This is a genomic window from Colwellia sp. Bg11-28, assembly GCF_002836245.1.
GTDB classification, from domain to species: Bacteria; Pseudomonadota; Gammaproteobacteria; order Enterobacterales; family Alteromonadaceae; genus Colwellia; species Colwellia psychrerythraea_A.
Genome location: NZ_PJBA01000004.1, coordinates 341,639 through 358,924, shown reverse-complemented (window position 1 = coordinate 358,924; position 17,286 = coordinate 341,639). Strand labels below are relative to the sequence as shown.

Annotated in this window: 12 protein-coding genes; 4 read left to right on the top strand and 8 right to left on the bottom strand. The window is 37.9% G+C overall.

The annotated features are described in order from the left end of the window. Nucleotides 1-47: 47 nt before the first annotated feature. Nucleotides 48-407: a DUF3718 domain-containing protein gene (locus tag CXF79_RS05405; RefSeq protein ID WP_232769080.1), complete on the top strand. Its 360-nt coding sequence runs from the start codon at nucleotides 48-50 to the stop codon at nucleotides 405-407. Between the two features lie 245 nt (nucleotides 408-652). Further along, nucleotides 653-1,804 carry a patatin-like phospholipase family protein gene (locus CXF79_RS05400; protein WP_011042430.1) on the top strand — a complete coding sequence of 384 codons (1,152 nt, stop codon included), beginning with the start codon at nucleotides 653-655 and terminating at the stop codon, nucleotides 1,802-1,804. Between the two features lie 191 nt (nucleotides 1,805-1,995). Here CXF79_RS05400 and CXF79_RS05395 read toward each other — a convergent pair whose 3' ends face one another. Continuing rightward, entirely contained in the window at nucleotides 1,996-3,963 is a 1,968-nt protein-coding gene (locus CXF79_RS05395; protein ID WP_011042429.1) for a monovalent cation:proton antiporter family protein, read from the bottom strand. Between the two features lie 361 nt (nucleotides 3,964-4,324). Here CXF79_RS05395 and CXF79_RS05390 point away from each other — a divergent pair, with 361 nt between their 5' ends. Beyond that, on the top strand, nucleotides 4,325-5,242 hold the full coding sequence (locus CXF79_RS05390) for a GGDEF domain-containing protein (protein ID WP_101154244.1): 918 nt from the start codon (nucleotides 4,325-4,327) through the stop codon (nucleotides 5,240-5,242). A gap of 32 nt (nucleotides 5,243-5,274) precedes the next feature. Here the strand turns inward: CXF79_RS05390 and CXF79_RS05385 are convergent, their stop codons facing one another. From CXF79_RS05385 to CXF79_RS05375, 3 genes are all read right to left on the bottom strand, one after another. Beyond that, nucleotides 5,275-6,021, bottom strand: a complete 747-nt coding sequence (locus tag CXF79_RS05385; protein ID WP_232769079.1) for a hypothetical protein — start codon at nucleotides 6,019-6,021, stop codon at nucleotides 5,275-5,277. 3 nt (nucleotides 6,022-6,024) lie between these two features. Continuing rightward, nucleotides 6,025-7,392 (bottom strand): DEAD/DEAH box helicase, encoded by a 1,368-nt coding sequence (locus CXF79_RS05380; protein ID WP_101154243.1) that lies wholly within the window; start codon nucleotides 7,390-7,392, stop codon nucleotides 6,025-6,027. A 621-nt stretch (nucleotides 7,393-8,013) separates the two neighbouring features. Then, the gene (locus CXF79_RS05375) at nucleotides 8,014-8,661 is read right to left on the bottom strand and encodes a TetR/AcrR family transcriptional regulator (protein ID WP_011042422.1); all 648 of its coding nucleotides are present in this window, start codon (nucleotides 8,659-8,661) and stop codon (nucleotides 8,014-8,016) included. Between the two features lie 807 nt (nucleotides 8,662-9,468). Between CXF79_RS05375 and CXF79_RS05370 the strand changes: the two genes are divergently transcribed. Then, on the top strand, nucleotides 9,469-11,328 hold the full coding sequence (locus tag CXF79_RS05370) for a M2 family metallopeptidase (protein WP_101154242.1): 1,860 nt from the start codon (nucleotides 9,469-9,471) through the stop codon (nucleotides 11,326-11,328). Between the two features lie 136 nt (nucleotides 11,329-11,464). Here the strand turns inward: CXF79_RS05370 and CXF79_RS05365 are convergent, their stop codons facing one another. The 4 genes from CXF79_RS05365 to pgm all read right to left on the bottom strand — a co-directional run bounded on the left by CXF79_RS05365 (nucleotide 11,465) and on the right by pgm (nucleotide 17,239). Next, a complete protein-coding gene (locus tag CXF79_RS05365) occupies nucleotides 11,465-12,730 on the bottom strand; it encodes a dihydrolipoyllysine-residue acetyltransferase (RefSeq protein ID WP_101154241.1) in 1,266 nt (421 codons plus the stop codon). A 29-nt stretch (nucleotides 12,731-12,759) separates the two neighbouring features. Continuing rightward, the gene (locus CXF79_RS05360; protein WP_011042419.1) at nucleotides 12,760-13,737 is read right to left on the bottom strand and encodes an alpha-ketoacid dehydrogenase subunit beta; all 978 of its coding nucleotides are present in this window, start codon (nucleotides 13,735-13,737) and stop codon (nucleotides 12,760-12,762) included. A gap of 269 nt (nucleotides 13,738-14,006) precedes the next feature. Then, the gene (locus CXF79_RS05355; RefSeq protein WP_101154240.1) at nucleotides 14,007-15,188 is read right to left on the bottom strand and encodes a thiamine pyrophosphate-dependent dehydrogenase E1 component subunit alpha; all 1,182 of its coding nucleotides are present in this window, start codon (nucleotides 15,186-15,188) and stop codon (nucleotides 14,007-14,009) included. Between the two features lie 389 nt (nucleotides 15,189-15,577). Further along, nucleotides 15,578-17,239: a phosphoglucomutase (alpha-D-glucose-1,6-bisphosphate-dependent) gene (gene pgm / locus CXF79_RS05350; RefSeq protein WP_101154239.1), complete on the bottom strand. Its 1,662-nt coding sequence runs from the start codon at nucleotides 17,237-17,239 to the stop codon at nucleotides 15,578-15,580. Nucleotides 17,240-17,286: the final 47 nt, after the last annotated feature.

Sequence of the window (17,286 nt, the reverse complement as noted above, 5' to 3'; positions counted from 1 at the left end):
ATCCCGTGGTTTTTTCTTTTATTAACTCCATTATTAAGGTTTATAAAATGAAAAAATTATTAATAGCTTCCACCATCACAGTTTTAACATTAGCGTCTGCTGTAACAACACCAAAGGCACAAGCTGCTGACATTGCGACAAGTATATGTGAGTACGTAGCGGCCGATGACAAGAAACGCATGCGTTCATTTTTAAAGACAAATAAACTTAAGATTCGTCGTATCTTCGACAATATTCAGTGTAATGGTAAGAACTTATTAGAGTTTGCATCAACCTCTGGCTCAGTAAAAACTGGTTCTTTGATGATTTCAAAATTACCAAAGAAAGTAGTTTCGGCTAACCTAGAGATGCTTCAAACTGGATCGCAACCATTGATAGACGCTGCCAACGCTCGCGTTAGCAGTTAAAAATTATTTAAAGTAGATGTTAATACCTTTTAGCAATAAAAACGGATGAGTAAAAGCTATACTATTTAATAATTCTATGTCATTTTAAAAAATCCAGCTTTGCTGGTTTTTTTTTGTCCTAAATAAAGTAATTAATGAGTTAAGTAGCTAGCGAAGTAAATCAAAAGCACATACACTTAAGTCATTGAAGTCGAGTAATAAATAGATACAATTCTGACGGTTTAAAAATAAAAAAATCATTCTCTATGACACTAAAAAGAAACTATCTGAATAATAAAAACGCTCTGGTGCTAACTGGTGGTGGTGCCCGTGCAGCCTATCAAGTTGGTGTTTTGTCCGCCATTTCAAAGTTCATCCCTAGAAACCATGGTATCCCCTTTTCAATCCTTTCAGGTACTTCTGCTGGAGCTATCAATACCACCTCATTAGCTTGTTATGCATCCTGTTTTCAATTAGGGGTAAAGAAACTGGAATGGGCCTGGAAAAACTTCAATATATCAAGTATCTACCATAGTAGTCCGATCAACGTATTTAGTCATATAAGCCAAGGTATGCTCGCTAGTTTCCAAGCTGATTATGCGAATAAAAATCCTCGTAGTTTACTTAACAACGCCCCTCTTAGAGCATTACTTAACCAAATCCTCGACTTTAATCGCATTGATAATAATATAGCGCGCGGATACTTATCAGCCGTATCAATTACAGCATCAAGTTATAGCAATGGTGACTCTATTAGCTTTTATCAATCCGATGGTTTAGCACTACCTTGGTCTCGCGTTAAAAGACGTGGAGAATTATGCCAGTTAAATACAGAACACTTAATGGCTTCAGCTGCAATTCCAATGGTTTTTCCTTCGGTTAAAATTAAGAACCAACACTTTGGAGATGGTTCAGTACATCAACTTTCTCCATTGAGTCCAGCGATACATTTAGGCGCAAAAAAAATATTTGTGATTGGAGTAGATCAGCCAAAGGAGCCTATGCATACAAGAGAAAACACACCACATCCGCCAAGCTCGGCAACTATTGCGGGTCATCTACTCGATTCCATTTTTTCAGATACCATGCATAGCGATCTTGAACGCATGGCACGAATAAACGAAACGCTTAAATTGATTTCAGCTCAAAATAGAAAAGAAAACGAAGGATTACAGCACATAGATAGTTTTGTTATTAATCCTAGTCATGATTTTAATGAGATTGCTGCTCAGTATTATTATGACCTACCTTTATCTATTCGCTTGTTATTGCGTAGCGCAGGCATAGGAAATGATTCTGAGTCGAGTATTATCAGTTATTTATTATTTGAGAAAAATTTTTGTGGTGAATTAATAAGGTTAGGTTTTGCTGATGCCATGGAGCAAGAACAGGCCATTAGAAGTTTTCTTGATATATGACCATCCTTGATAGATTGTGGAGTGGAGGTTTAACTATTAGCCTAAGAGCATCACCTTAGGGCCTATCTTTTTTAAACAACTCACTTTAGAGCTAACCATTTTAAGAGCAACTCTCACTTATTAAAAGATAGCGCTCTTATTCAGAATATAGTGTCTTTGCAAAGGAAAGCCCTAATTATTCTATTAAAAAACTACTTACCCTCTTGTACATAATGATCTGCTTTTTCAACTCCCCTAGGCTTTCCGCGAATAATCAATGTATCTTGTGCTTGTAAGACAGTGTCTTTCCCAGGTGATTCACATTCAATATCACCTCGGCGTAAAGCAACAACGTTCACTCGCATTTTACCGAGATTTAATGATTCAATGCTTTTACCACAACTAAAAGAATTATCATTTATTAAAATAGCGTGAGCAAATTCAATTCTATCTATAGCTTGTGGGCTCATATCAGTGTGCTCTCCCTGAAAGAAGCCGTGTAAATGGTTATAGTGGTTTTTACGCTCTCTTTGCACACGGCGCATAATGCGAGAAAATGGCACGCCCGTAAGCGATAGCACTTGCGAAACTAACATTAAACTACCCTCTAAGCTTTCCGGTACAACCTCATTAGCGCCCGCAGCTTGTAAAGCATCAAGTTGGTCATCATTACGAGTTCTTACCAGAATAGGAACTTTTTCATTCATACTTCTAACTTTTTGAATCACCTCAAGTGATTGCTTATCATCACCAAAAGCAATGACAACTAACTTAGCTTCAGATAAGTGAGCCGCATTAAGAACTTCAGTTTGCCTAGATGAACCAAAGAGTACTTTCTCACCTGCTTCTCTCGCTTTTTGAGTGCGAAGTGGATCAACATCAATGGCAACAAAATCAATTTCGTCTTGTTTTAAAAATCGACTGACTGTCTGCCCTACTCGGCCAAAACCGCAGATGACAACATGATTCTCTAAAACTTTATTTTCAGGTAATTGTGATAAATCAAGCGATTCTGGTGATTTTTCTTGACTCAAAAATAGTGCCCAAGATCTGGCGTTGTTGATCATAAAAGGAGTAATCGCCATACTGATAACACCTGCGCCAAGCAGCATTGAAGCAACATCTAGTGGCAATATTTGACTTTGGTTTGCTAACGCTATTAGTACAAAACCAAACTCCCCCATTTGCGCCAGCATTAAACCCGATGCCCAAGCATCTTTACTTGATTCTCCCGCTTTAACCGCAAGGATTTTGATTACCATAATTTTGACTAGCATAAAACAGAGCATCAAGCCTAATAAACTAAATGGTGATGATATTAATAAACTCACGTCGAGTTTCATACCAACAGTGATAAAAAATAAGCCGAGTAAAATATCTCGATAAGGCCGAATATCGGCTTCAAGTTGATGCTTATACTCACTCTCACTTAACATCATACCAGCAAGAAAAGCACCTAATGCCATTGATAAACCGAACCATTGGGTGAAAGCTGCGGCTAATAAAGTCACTAATAATGTGGTTAATACAAAGAGTTCATCAGTACGTACTTGCGCAATAATGTTAAATACTTTTGGGAGCAACCACTTACCAATTAATAATAATAATGCGACAACCACGACCCCTTTCACCATAGCTAGCATTAACGCCCAGACCATAGAACTTTGGCTATCCATAGCCAACATAGGAATAATGATTAATAACGGCACAACAGCGACATCTTGAAACAGTAAAATAGCGACCGATAACTGCCCCGATTTTCGTTTCATGGCACCCGTTTCACTCAGTTGCCTGATAACAATAGCGGTAGAAGAGAGTGCGAGTATACTACCAACAACAAAAGCTTCAGAAAAACTTAAACCAAAAAACAGTCCCGCAATTATAAAGACAAGTAGCGAAATACCGACTTGTAAGCTACCAACAGAGACCACTAAATGGCGCATCGCCATTAATCGCGGTAATGAGAATTCTAGCCCTAAAGTAAAGAGTAAAAATACAATACCCAACTCGGCAAAGTGATCATAATCAACTTGGTCCTGAACTAGATTTAAACCGTGTTGACCAACAAGCATGCCTGCAACTAAGTAAGCTAAAATCGCCGGTAAATTTAGCCGACGAAATAGCCATACCACAAATACAGCACAGGTTAATATCGCAAGTATTTCAAAATAACCGCTCACATAACTTCCTTTCGTTTGCTTTGATAATTTTTAGAGGTGGTCAATAACAGAACTAAGATTTAGGCTTATTTGCCAAGCGGCAAAATATTGCCGCCAACATTATGACTCAAGAGAAAAACTGATAATCTATTCATAGTTTACCTAGCCTTAAAGTATATTAACAACAAAAATAAATCACATTGCACTCAATGAATATATTTCATTTAAAATTAGTAACATTAACCTGAAAACAAACAAATTATAACTAAGTGGTACGTTTATTGCTTTTATCTTAATAGTTAAAAAATAGCGTCAAAATATGCTCTTAGAGCGATCATATTTATCAATTGACGTTATAAGATAAAGTTAATGAGGTTGTTGTATGCAAACACTAAACGTACTTGATAATAGGTTTTCTCCCTTTAATACCTATAGTACATTAAGCACTGATGCACTTGTTGCTGAAACTTTTACTAATACTATTTTTGATAAACGTCAGATCCTAGCGCTGATGACGCAGCTACAAACTACACTTGATATTGATGAACTATTAAGTATTTTTGCGGTAGAAGCTACCAGATATGTTGATTTTTCTGGGCTGTACTTTAAAAGTCAGAATTTGAATACTGTACTTTTTGGCAGCAGAAAAGCTAAAAAAGAACAATGTTTTGAATTAAAGATTGAAGATAATTTTATTGGTACACTCAGCTATGGTATCAATAGCCCTATCAGCTTAACTAACTTTAAAGTGTTAGAACAACTTCACCTATGCCTGTTACACCCGATTAAAAATGCCATTGCGTATCATACAGCAATGCAACTTGCTATGCAGGACGGTTTAACTGGATTAGGTAATCGCCGATATTTTGACGAACAATTAAAACGTTCAATGCATAACGCTAACCGACATCATAGCTTGGTTGGTTTAGTCTTAGGTGACTTAAATAAATTTAAGGCTATAAATGATACTCATGGCCACATTGCTGGAGATACCGTCTTACAAGAGTTTGCCAATGTACTACGCTTATGTACTCGTGACTCAGATAGCTTATTTAGATTTGGTGGTGATGAATTTGCCATAATCGTCGAAAATGCTAACGATAGTGCTTTAGCTATCATTGAAAACCGAATAAACCTAGCTTTAGCTAGTAATGTACAATTAAATAAATACCAACTAGGTTGCAGTATAGGTTCAACGTTTATGAACAGAGCCGATAATGAACTCAGCTTTTTTGAGCGTGCAGACGAAATACTTTACCGTCGTAAGATGCAAGTATCTTCGCACTTAAGTGTTGTCTAGGCTTCTATAGTTCGCAAGTAATCGAGAAGTAATCACTTACTTTTAGCGACTAGCGCCTTAAAAGCGATTTTACGCTCGTTTGCGCTAGCATTAACTAATAACCGACAAAAACGGACCGCTTGGGCAAATGATTTCTCATCAATACCACTATTGCCCAAGTGTTGTAAAACCGCGGTAACATAGTGTTCATCTAGTAAAAATATTTTTGCATAATGCGCAATAGCATCAGATAAAGAGGGGTACAAAACACCATCAAAGTTAAAGGTTTCGACTTGTAAATCCTCAAGATCAACCTCCTCAAGTTCAATACCATTAGCCACCAACGGCCAACCTAAATAACTTACCCTCGCCTTTGCTACTTCATACATAAACCAGGCACTTCGAGCAAAACCAGCAAAATTTCCTTGCTCAAATTCACTGGTTGCCAACTCTTGCTCTGTCCAATTAACACCGATAGCAAGATCTTTAGCATAGCGCTTTAATAGCTTTTGCTTTACATAACCTTTGACTGCCAAAATTGTATTTTCTTTGGCTTTATTCGCAAATTGTTGACACTCTCGGCAACTAGGAAGAGAGATTAATGGATGGGAACTAGAGAGTGATAAGTATTTATCACTCTCATAAGCAAAGGCGGAACTATAAGAAGGGAAAATAAAAACAACATGGCTAGGCTCACCACAAAACCAGCAACAATGCCTTTTATCAAAAGGCGTTTCTGTTATAACTATAGGTGCTATCACTGGTTTTGTTAACTTATTATTACCGAGTTTTTCAGACAAACTTTAACGTTTTTTCTGAATTTTATTATTGTATTTACTGTTCGTTCTTGCCGTTTTATTTTTACTTAAACTTTTAATTTTCACATCTTTTTTCGCTAAATTTTGATTCTTTTCTTGGGCTGCACGATACCTGTTTTTACTGTCGCGCTTTACCGTTGCTTCTTGGTATTCACTAGCTTCTAGGCGGTTAAACTCATAACCAGGAGCTACAATACGTTCAAACTTACGTTCAATTAATTGCTCTATGTTTTCTAAAAAGCGCTCATCTTTAGGGCTTACTAAAGAAATTGCCGTACCTGATTTACCCGCTCTACCCGTACGACCAACACGGTGGACATAATCTTCAGGTAAAAATGGTAAGTGAAAATTAACGACAAAAGCAAGATCGGGTATATCGAGTCCTCGAGCTGCAACGTCTGTTGCAACTAATACGCGCACTTTACCTTCACTAAACTGCTCTAATGCTTTATTTCTTGCGCCTTGAGTTTTATCGCCGTGACATAACGCCGCTTTTATTCCGTCAAGCTTTAATTCTTTTGCTAACGTATTTGCACTTTCTTTTGTTCCGGCAAACACCAGTACTTGCTGCCAATTATTAACACCAATAAGCTCTGAAAGTAATTCTCGCTTACGTTCTTCGGTAACCCAATAAACGGCTTGCTTTATTTTACCCGAAGTCGTGTTTTCTTTAGAAACACTGATTGTTTTTGGTGATTTCAATAACTGATTTGCTAACGACTTTACGCGGTCTGAAAAAGTTGCAGAAAACATCAACGTTTGATGCTTATGTTTAACAGCTAGCAATAATTTTTCAATATCCGTTAAAAATCCCATGTCTAACATGCGATCAGCTTCATCAAGTACAAGAAATTTCACTTGTGATAAATCAACATTGCGTAGAGCTAAGTGCTCTAATAAACGACCCGGTGTTGATACTAACACATCAAGGCCTTGTTTTAGCATCTTTGTTTGTGATGCCATTTTACCGCCACCATAAACCACACCACTTTTTATCGGTAGGTATTGGCTAAACTGTTTGATGTTATCAGCTACTTGATTGGCAAGTTCACGAGTAGGCGTCAATATTAACGCTCGAATTGCTTGTCCTGATGCACTTTTTTCTTCTGCAGAGTTTTCATCTGTAGAAGTAGTCGAACTCTTGGCGGCATGATTGGCTTTAGCAATTGCATCTAAAATAGGTAAGCTAAAAGCAGCTGTTTTACCTGTACCTGTTTGTGCGCTTGCTAAAAGGTCAACGCCTTGGCGAATAACTGGAATTGCTTCTTGTTGAATAGGGGTTAAATTCTTATAACCACACGCCTTAACCGCTTTTAATAAATCTGCTGATAAGCCAATTGAATCAACACTCATATGTCACCTGAACCCTAAATAAACTTGTAAAATACTGAAATAGCATAATTGGCGCGGATTATAATACAAATTGTCGTTAAAAGCAGAACTAGTCTTGAAAAAAATTAGTTTAGATATTTGCTAAGAGGAGTGATTTTCTGGGTGGATAAGTATGAATTATGGCAAAAAACATACTTCAATCTATTTAAGGGATTATTTACTGCATTGGCTTTATCAAAATAGAGCGACTACTTAATCTAAGTTTTCGCACTAAGTGCGAATGAATAAGGTAAGTAATACCAATTCTATTAAATTTATTCCCAACTCAGAGCTATCATTAGCGAGCTTAGAACAAGTGAAATTGATTAAATATAGTTATTTTATACTTCACCAATTTCGTGATGTTATCAGTTTGCTAATGAGCTCCCGATGGGCGAGTTTAAAAGGCTTATATACTGTGTTATTGATTTTGATAAGGGAATAACCATTCTCTTCTATCAACGCCTTGCTTCTATGCCTTTTAATTCTCGCTGAGCGGGAAATAACTTAATAGACTTGGTATAATGCGCCATTCTTATCAATTCTTTCACAATGAATTGATAATAAGTTTATTGTTATTTTTTGCTGTTTAAAATAAAAGCATCAAACTAGAGATAATGGTTCGGTTTTAGTAATTGGCGCACCAACCCCTGCAGCAACATAAGGAATAACTCGCTCAATAACACCCGCTATATCTAACTTATTGTCGAAATCATTTTGAGCAATATCAATCAAAGCTTCACTTGATGACATGGTAAAAACTATAGTGCCCATAGTAAAATGCAATCGCCAAAATATTTCTTCTGCACTTAATTCAGGGTAAGCAATGTTAACGGCTTTGGTAAAGTTAGTAAAAACATCAGGATATTGAGTTGTTAAAAACCAACGTAAAAAGCCTTGGCTGTCGGTATAACCGCGCCCTAATAATTGCAAAAAGGTACTGGTACCGTTTTCTTTAAATTCATTAAGGTGTAAAAGTGGCCCTATAAAAGCAGAAAACACTTCATGCAAAGTTGGTTTAAGCTCAGCTTGGCAAATGAGTGACAGTGCAGACTCCAATCGAGGAGATAGTTCATCCATATAGCGAGACATAACCGCTTTAATTAACTCTTTTTTAGAGCCAAAATGATAGTTTACTGCCGCTAAATTGACATTAGCCTGACTCGTAATTTCTCTTAGGGACGTACCATTAAAGCCTTTATTGGCAAAAAGTACATCGGCGGCATCTAATATTTTATTTTTGGTACTCATACTTCAACTTCTAACTGCTTGCTGTTTTAATTATTTAATGATTTAGCATATATCCCTTTTACCAATCAAGATGCAGACTTCAGAGTGATGAGTGCATTTGAATGGTTATGGGTATAAACTAAACAACTAGTTTAAACACCTGTTTAAAATAGCGTATTCTTTGTAAATAGGTCAAGCTTTTAACAACCACTTAACCAGATTATTTCAGAATCTATTGTACATCAACTCTATTACAAATCATTACGCTATCTATACAGTAAAATACAGGCTGAGCATTTATCATTAACTCAGTTTCTAGCAAGCAGTGATTTTAAAACTCCCTGTTCTTATTAACTCCCTTATATATCATTGTTTTTGTTTATTATTGTTTTTATATCTCAACCCAGTTTCATGTTGTAGTTTGCTCATTCATTTTGAATGAGCTTTTTTTTGCCCTAAATTTAAGCGCTAAACCAGATTGTTTTCAAAATGCATTGTACATCACTACCATTACAAATCGTTACGGTATCTATACAGTAAAACACAGGGCAAGCATTTATTATTAACTCAGTTTCTAGCAAGCAGTGACTTTAAAACTCCCTGTTCTTATTAACTCCCCTATATATCATTGTTTTTGTTTATTATTGTTTTTATATCTCAACCCAGTTTCATGTTGTAGTTTGCTCATTCATTTTGAATGAGCTTTTTTTTGCCCTAAATTTGAGCTAGTTAATCCTAAGTAACTATTTTCCTTATAAACTTTGTATCAAGCAAACAATTTTATATACTAACCTCACCTAACAACTGCACTTTGATAATGATAATAAAATGAAAAATATTACGAAAACATTTAAGTTTACAGGTCTCGCATTAGTTATTGCCGCTTCTTTAACGGCATGCAATCAAGAGCCAAGCCAACAAGCCTCGGTAGAAAAAGCGGCAAAAATTAGCGCACAAGCAGCATTAACAGCCACAGACGCCCAACAGTTCTTAGATAATGTTGCTAAAGAAATGGTGACGTTAAACTTAGAAGGTTCACGTGCTGCTTGGATTTACGCCAATTTCATCACGGAAGATACCGCATCATTAGCTGCTGAAGCCGATCAAAAGTCCACTGATGCTGGCGTAAGATACGCCATGCAAGCTGCAACTTTTGATGACGTAGATGTTAACCCGACACAACGACGCCAATTAAATGTCTTAAAGCAAAATCTGGTTATGCCAGCGCCACAAGATCCAGAAAAGTCAGCTGAATTAGCGACAATAGGCGCTAAGCTTGGCAGTATTTACGGTAAAGGTAGCTATACCACTAAAGCAGGTGAAAAACTTAGCTTAGGTGATATGACGTCAAAAATGGCTAATTCTCGTGATTATGATGAATTACTTGAAATGTGGACCGGTTGGCGTGAAATCAGCCCAGAAATGAAGCCTCTTTACACTCGTCAAGCTGAGCTTGCTAACGAAGGTGCTAAAGGTTTGGGTTATCAAGATTTAGGCGCGATGTGGCGTTCTAACTACGATATGCCTGCCGATGATTTTGCCAAAGAACTCGATCGCTTATGGGGACAAGTTAAGCCTTTATATGATGATTTACATTGTTATGTAAGAACCGAGTTAGGTGAAACTTACGGTACTGATAAAGTGGCTCAAGACAAACCTATCCCAGCACATTTATTGGGTAATATGTGGGCTCAGTCTTGGGGTAACATTTATGATTTAGTCGCTCCAGAAGATGCCGATCCTGGTTATGACGTAACTAAGCAACTAGCTGAGCATAACTACGATGAGATAAAAATGGTGAGAGGCGCTGAGAAGTTCTTCACGTCATTAGGCTTTGATGCTTTACCAGAGACTTTTTATACTCGTTCATTGTTTACTAAACCTGCCGATAGAGACGTAACTTGTCACGCCAGCGCATGGGATCTTGATGCTAAAGACGATATTCGCATCAAAATGTGTATACAGAAAACAGGTGAAGAATTTAACGTTATTCACCACGAATTGGGCCACAACTTCTATCAACGTGCTTACAAAGACCAGCCAGTATACTTTCAAAATAGCGCTAATGATGGTTTCCATGAAGCAATCGGCGATACTATTGCCTTATCAGTTACCCCTAAATACTTAAAAGAAATTGGCTTAATTGATACGATTCCTGATGAATCAAAAGATATTGGTTTATTGATGAAACAAGCGCTTGATAAAATCGCTTTCATTCCATTTGGTTTGATGGTCGATCAGTGGCGTTGGAAAGTTTACTCTGGTGAAATTAAGCCTGAAGACTACAATACTTCATGGTGGGAATTACGTGAGAAATACCAGGGTGTTGCAGCGCCTATAGATCGTGATGTTGATGCATTCGACCCTGGTGCTAAATACCACGTACCAGCAGGTGTACCTTATAGCCGTTATTTCTTAGCACATATTCAACAATTTGAATTCCATCGTGCGTTATGTGAAATCTCAGGTAATACTGACCCTATTCACCGCTGTTCAATCTATAACTCAAAAGAAGCAGGTACTGCGCTTAATACCATGTTAGAAATGGGTTCAAGCCAGCCATGGCAGCAAGCTTATAAAGTAATAACGGGTAATGAGCAAATGGATGCTACCGCTATATTAGATTACTTTGCACCATTACATGTTTGGTTGAAAAACAAAAACCAAGGTAAACAATGTGGTTTTTAATGATTAATAATTAAAAAGTCCACATAATAAAAAGCCCCGTTATCATCTGGTATTAACCATTGATAACGGGGCTTTTTTAATGCTATATACCTAAGGCACTGCTGAATAAGTGACTTAACTATGTATGATTAAAGCTTTAGCTCATATGCACTAACATATGACTTGGCTTCTCTAGGAATGATTTCCATAGGTTACAAAAGCGAGCGATAGTGCCGCCGTCTATAACTCGATGATCACCAGACCAGCTCACTTGCATAATACTGCGTGCTTCTACGTCACCTTGCTCATTAAAGCGCGGTAATTTTTGTAACTTGCCTAGTGCAACAATAGCGACTTCTGGTTTATTGATGATAGGTGTTGCCACAGTACCGCCTATTGCACCAATATTAGAAATAGTAATAGTGCCACCTTTTAGATCTTCACTAGCAACACGTCCACTACGCGCATCATTTGTTAAGCGCATAATGTCGTTAGCTAAGTCTAATATTGACTTAGTTTGTACTTGTTTAATATTAGGAACAAGTAAGCCGACTTTAGAATCAACCGCCATACCAATATTATGATCATTAAAATAAGTCAGCTCTGTGCAATCATCATTTACTTTTGAATTTACCACTGGGTATTCTTTGATCGCTAATGACATAGCTTTCATAAAAAATGGCATCATAGTTAATTTAATATCTTGCTTAGCATAAACATCTTTAAGTTCTGTGCGTAAAGCGATAAGTTCAGTGAGGTCAATTTCTTCACAGTAAGTAAAGTGAGGAATAGTACTGACACTATTTTGCATCGCTGTTGCCATTATCTTCTTAATACCGCGAATGGGTTCTACGCTAGTGCCGCCGTTAACAACAGTAGGTATAACACTCGAGCCATTTTGACTATAAGCGACAACATCATCTTTATAGACTCGCCCTTTTTTACCGCTGCCCTCGACTTGATGGATATTAATATCTAGTTCACGCGCTACACGTCTAACCGCTGGGCTTGCTAATGCTTTGCTACCGTCGGTTTTAGTATTGCTAACAGCAGGTTCGCCTTTTACTGATGATGGAGCAACTGATGGTACTGAGATTTCTTTAGTCACAAGCTCAGTCTTTACGTTATCAACTTGTGCTTTAACTTCAGGTTCAGCGGCAACAATATCGTTAGTACTGTCATCACCTTCTGGAGTCATAGCAAAAAGAGGCGAATGCACTTTAGCAATTTCACCTTGTTTATAATAAAGCTTTTCTACAACACCTGAATGCATTGCCGGAATTTGTACTAAGGCTTTATCTGTCATTACATCAGCAATAGGCTGATCTTCAACAATAACTTCGCCTTCTTTAACTAACCATTCGACGAGCTCACACTCAACGATGCCTTCACCAATATCAGGTAATATAAAATCAATACTCATGTTCTGTGTCCTGCTAATAAGGGTTATCGTTAAAAATTAACGCTCTTTATGATTGCTTCATATACTTTTAAGTGATCGCTAACATACTCTTTTTCTAGCGCTAATGGGTATGGCGTATCTAGACCACATACACGAGCAATAGGCGATTCTAAGTGTAAAAAACACTCACTTTGAATAGTGGCGGCTATTTCACTGGCAAATCCAGCCGTTAGTGGTGCTTCTTGACTGATAAGCAAACGACCTGTTTTCATCACAGAATTGCTAATAGTTTCTATATCCCAAGGTAAAATAGTACGTAAGTCTACCACTTCACATGAGATACCATCGTTGCTAGCCATTTGCGCTGCTTTTTCAATTATTTCCATTTGCGCGCCCCAAGCAAGTAAAGTGATATCAGTACCCGTTTGTACTACTTCAGCTTTACCCAAAGGCAATTGATAATCTTCTTCTGGTACTTCGCCAACTGATGCTCGATATAAACGCTTTGGTTCAAAAAAGATCACCGGATTATCATCACGAATAGACGCAAGTAATAAACCTTTAGCTTGATATGGATTACGTGGAATAACTACTTTTAAACCTGGGGTATGGGCAAAGTAAGCTTCGGGCGATTGACTATGATACAAGCCCCCCGCAATACCACCACCGTATGGGCTACGAATGGTCAATTTACCAACATTGAATTCATTGCCGCTGCGGTAACGAAATTTAGCCGCTTCATTAACTATTTGATCAAAAGCAGGAAAAATATAATCGGCAAATTGGATCTCAGCGATAGCAACACTGCCTTGAGCAGCTAGACCATTAGCAAAACCAATAATCCCCTGCTCTACTAGAGGAGTATTAAAGCAGCGAGCTTTGCCATATTTTTCTTGTAGACCACTTGTGGCACGAAATACTCCACCAAAATGACCAACATCTTCACCAAAACATACCGTGCTTTTATCATCAGCCATGGCAATATCAAGTGCACTATTAATCGCGTGTAATAAATTTATTTGAGCCATGATTAAAGTTTTCCTGCTGCTGTAGTTGGGTAAGCTTCGTGAAAATAAGTGTTGATACCACACATTTGGTCAATATAGATTTGCATCATGATTAAAATTTCCCTGCTGATGTAGTCAGGTAAGCTTCATGGAAGTCAATGTTGATACTACACACTTGGTCAATATAGATTTGAGTCATGATTAAAATTTCCCTGCTGATGTAGTTGGGTAAGCTTCATGGAAGTCAATGTGGATACTACACACTTGGTCAATATAGATTTGAGTCATGATTAAAATTTCCCTGCGGTAAATGGGTAAGCTTCTGGGTATTTATTAACGTGAGCTTTGACTTCATCTAATTGTGCTTGTAACTGTGCTGATGGCACATCATAAACATCAGTTATCATGGTATCTATATGTGGTTTATCAATTTTCTCTGCTACTTTAACTGCCGCTAACACTTCTTCTCGATATTTTTCAAACAATGCAGTTTCTTGTGCTTCATCCCACCACTTTTGGTTTATTAACCAATTTTTCATACGCAAGATAGGATCATGACTTTGCCACTTAGCCTCTTCTTCTTTAGTACGATAACCCGATGGATCATCCGAGGTAGAATGTGCGCCCAGACGATAAGACATTGCTTCTATTAAGACTGGTTTATTTTCTTTTATTGCGTAAGCACGAGCTATTTGTGTTGCTTTAAGTACCGCAAGGATGTCATTTCCATCAATACGGATTGTTTTAATGCCGTAACCGACACCACGAGAAGCAATGCCATTACCTTTAAATTGTTCATCTGAAGGTGTAGAGATAGCATAACCATTGTTTCGACAGAAAAAGATAACCGGTGCTTCTTGTACTGCAGCCATATTTAGACCTGCATGAAAATCACCTTCCGATGCTGCACCTTCACCAAAATAACAAATGGTTACCGCATCAACACCTTGCAATTTTTGCCCATAAGCATAACCAGTCGCTTGCGGAATTTGTGTCGCAAGAGGCGAAGATACCGTCATACAGTTCAGCGCTTTAGAACCATAATGAATCGGCATTTGACGACCTTTCCCTAAATCACCAGCATTACTAAACAGCTGATTCATTAGATCTTTAAGATCAAAACCACGATATATTAAGGCACCTTGTTCACGATATTGCATCATGATCATATCTTGAGGTTTTAGTCCCGCAGCACCACCAACACTCGTCGCTTCTTCGCCTAATGCGGTCATATAAAAACTCAAACGGCCCTGGCGCTGTGAAGCCACCATACGTTCATCTAGTACACGATGAAAGGCAAGGCTATGATAAATTTTGGTCGCCAACGCTTGATCTATATCGGGTAAGTCAGCATTGGGATAAGTGACACCGTCTTGGTCTAAAATTCTCAATTCAGGAATTTCAACACTGGTCCCATCGATAAAAGTAGGTTGATGTACTACTGGTCCATCATCATAAATTTCTGTGCTCATAATGTTCTCTTCTATTACCTTAACTCGCAAGGTGCTGCGGTTAACGTCTGCGAAAGTTGATTAAATATAAAAACTATATTTAACAAATTTTTTTGTTGTAAGTACGCTCTTGTAACTGTGAGTTGTCAATAAATTAAATGGGTATTAGCCAGGCTTATTAATTTTTAGTATAGCCAATTTATACCTAAGTAAGGTATGCCGTAATAACCTGGATAAACTTTACCTTCACGTTAACTTACATTCAATAAACGAAGACAATGAGTTACCGTGTAAGTCACAAGAAGTGAGCAACATTCTTTACAGTGGTATTAGAATAAAAAAATAGAGGGGGTATACAGGAGTTAAAGAGTTATCACTATAATCAGTAATAACTCTTTAATAGCAATAACTTACAAGCCTGCAGCTTTGAATGAATCGCCAACAATAGCTTGTGCCTCACTAATGATGATTTCAAGGTGATCTTCATCAATAAAACTTTCAGCGTAGATTTTATAAATATCTTCAGTGCCAGAAGGACGAGCAGCAAACCAACCGTTATCAGTTACTACTTTTATGCCACCTATAGCGGCATTATTTCCTGGTGCATGTGAAAGTACATGAAGAATCTTATCACCCGCAAGGCTTTGTGCTTTAACATCGTTAGATGATAACGCTGTTAGCACGCGTTTCTGTTCAAATGACGCCACAGCTTCAACTCGGCCATAACATGGTTGACCTAGTGTTTTAGTTAGTTCGAGGTAATACTGATAAGGGTCTTTGCCAGTAACAGCAAGAATCTCTGCCGCTAATAAAGCCAATATAAAACCGTCTTTATCTGTGGTCCACGTACTGCCATCACGAGATAGAAAAGATGCGCCAGCACTTTCTTCACCACCAAAAGCATAACTTGCATCAGCTAAACCATCGACAAACCATTTAAAACCAACGGGCACTTCAGATAACGGGCGAGAGAGTTGAGCGGCTACGCGGTCAATCAATGAACTTGACACTAAGGTTTTGCCTATTTTACAACTTTTTGGCCAATCTCTATGCGTCATTAAATAATGAATAGCGACGGCGAGGTAATGATTTGGATTCATCAAGCCGCCACTTGACGTTACAATACCATGTCGGTCAAAATCAGGATCATTACCCACACTGATATCAAAATCATCTTTCATGGCAATAAGGCCTGCCATGGCATATTTTGACGAGCAATCCATCCGAATTTTACCATCTTTATCTAATGGCATAAAAGCAAAACTGGCATCGACTACTTCATTAACAACAGAAATATTCAGGTTATATTGCTCAGCAATAACAGGCCAATAAGCGATGCCTGAGCCGCCTAAAGGATCAACACCAATAGTGATGCCTGCTTTTGAAATAGCCTGCATGTCAATTACTTCATTAAGTTGACCAACATAATGACTAATAAAATCTTCTTTGGTGAGCAGAGATGATTTTAGCGCTTCAGGGTAAGATAGCTGTTTAACATCAATTAAGCCTGCGATAATGATTTCATTAGCGCGCTGCTCAATTTTCTTGGTAATACCACCTTCTGCAGGACCACCGTGAGGCGGATTATATTTAATACCACCATCACTCGGTGGATTATGTGAAGGCGTAATGACAATGCCATCAGCAAGTTTTTCAGAAGCTGATTTATTATGACAAATGATTAAACGAGAAATAACGGGTGTCGGCGTAAAGCCCTTTCCCGATAAAGAGTCACTTTGGATAACGACATTAACGCCATTAGCAATAAGTACTGATATTGCGTTAGCAAATGCAGGCTCAGATAACGCATGAGTATCTTTACCTAAAAAGAGTGGCCCATTGATGGCGTTTTGTTGACGATATTCCGCAATAGCCTGACATATAGCGATAATATGCTGCTCATTGAAACTACGCTTATTCGCGCAACCTCGGTGACCAGACGTGCCAAAGCTTACTTGCTCAGCAGCTAAACTTACATCTGGTGTTTGCAAAAAGTAGTCACTAACTAACTGACCAATATTAATTCTATCTTCCGGACGAGCTGGTTTACCCGCAAAAGGGTGGATACTCATGTCATCTTCCTAATTATTACAAGTATTATCCTAAGCTACTTCAATAG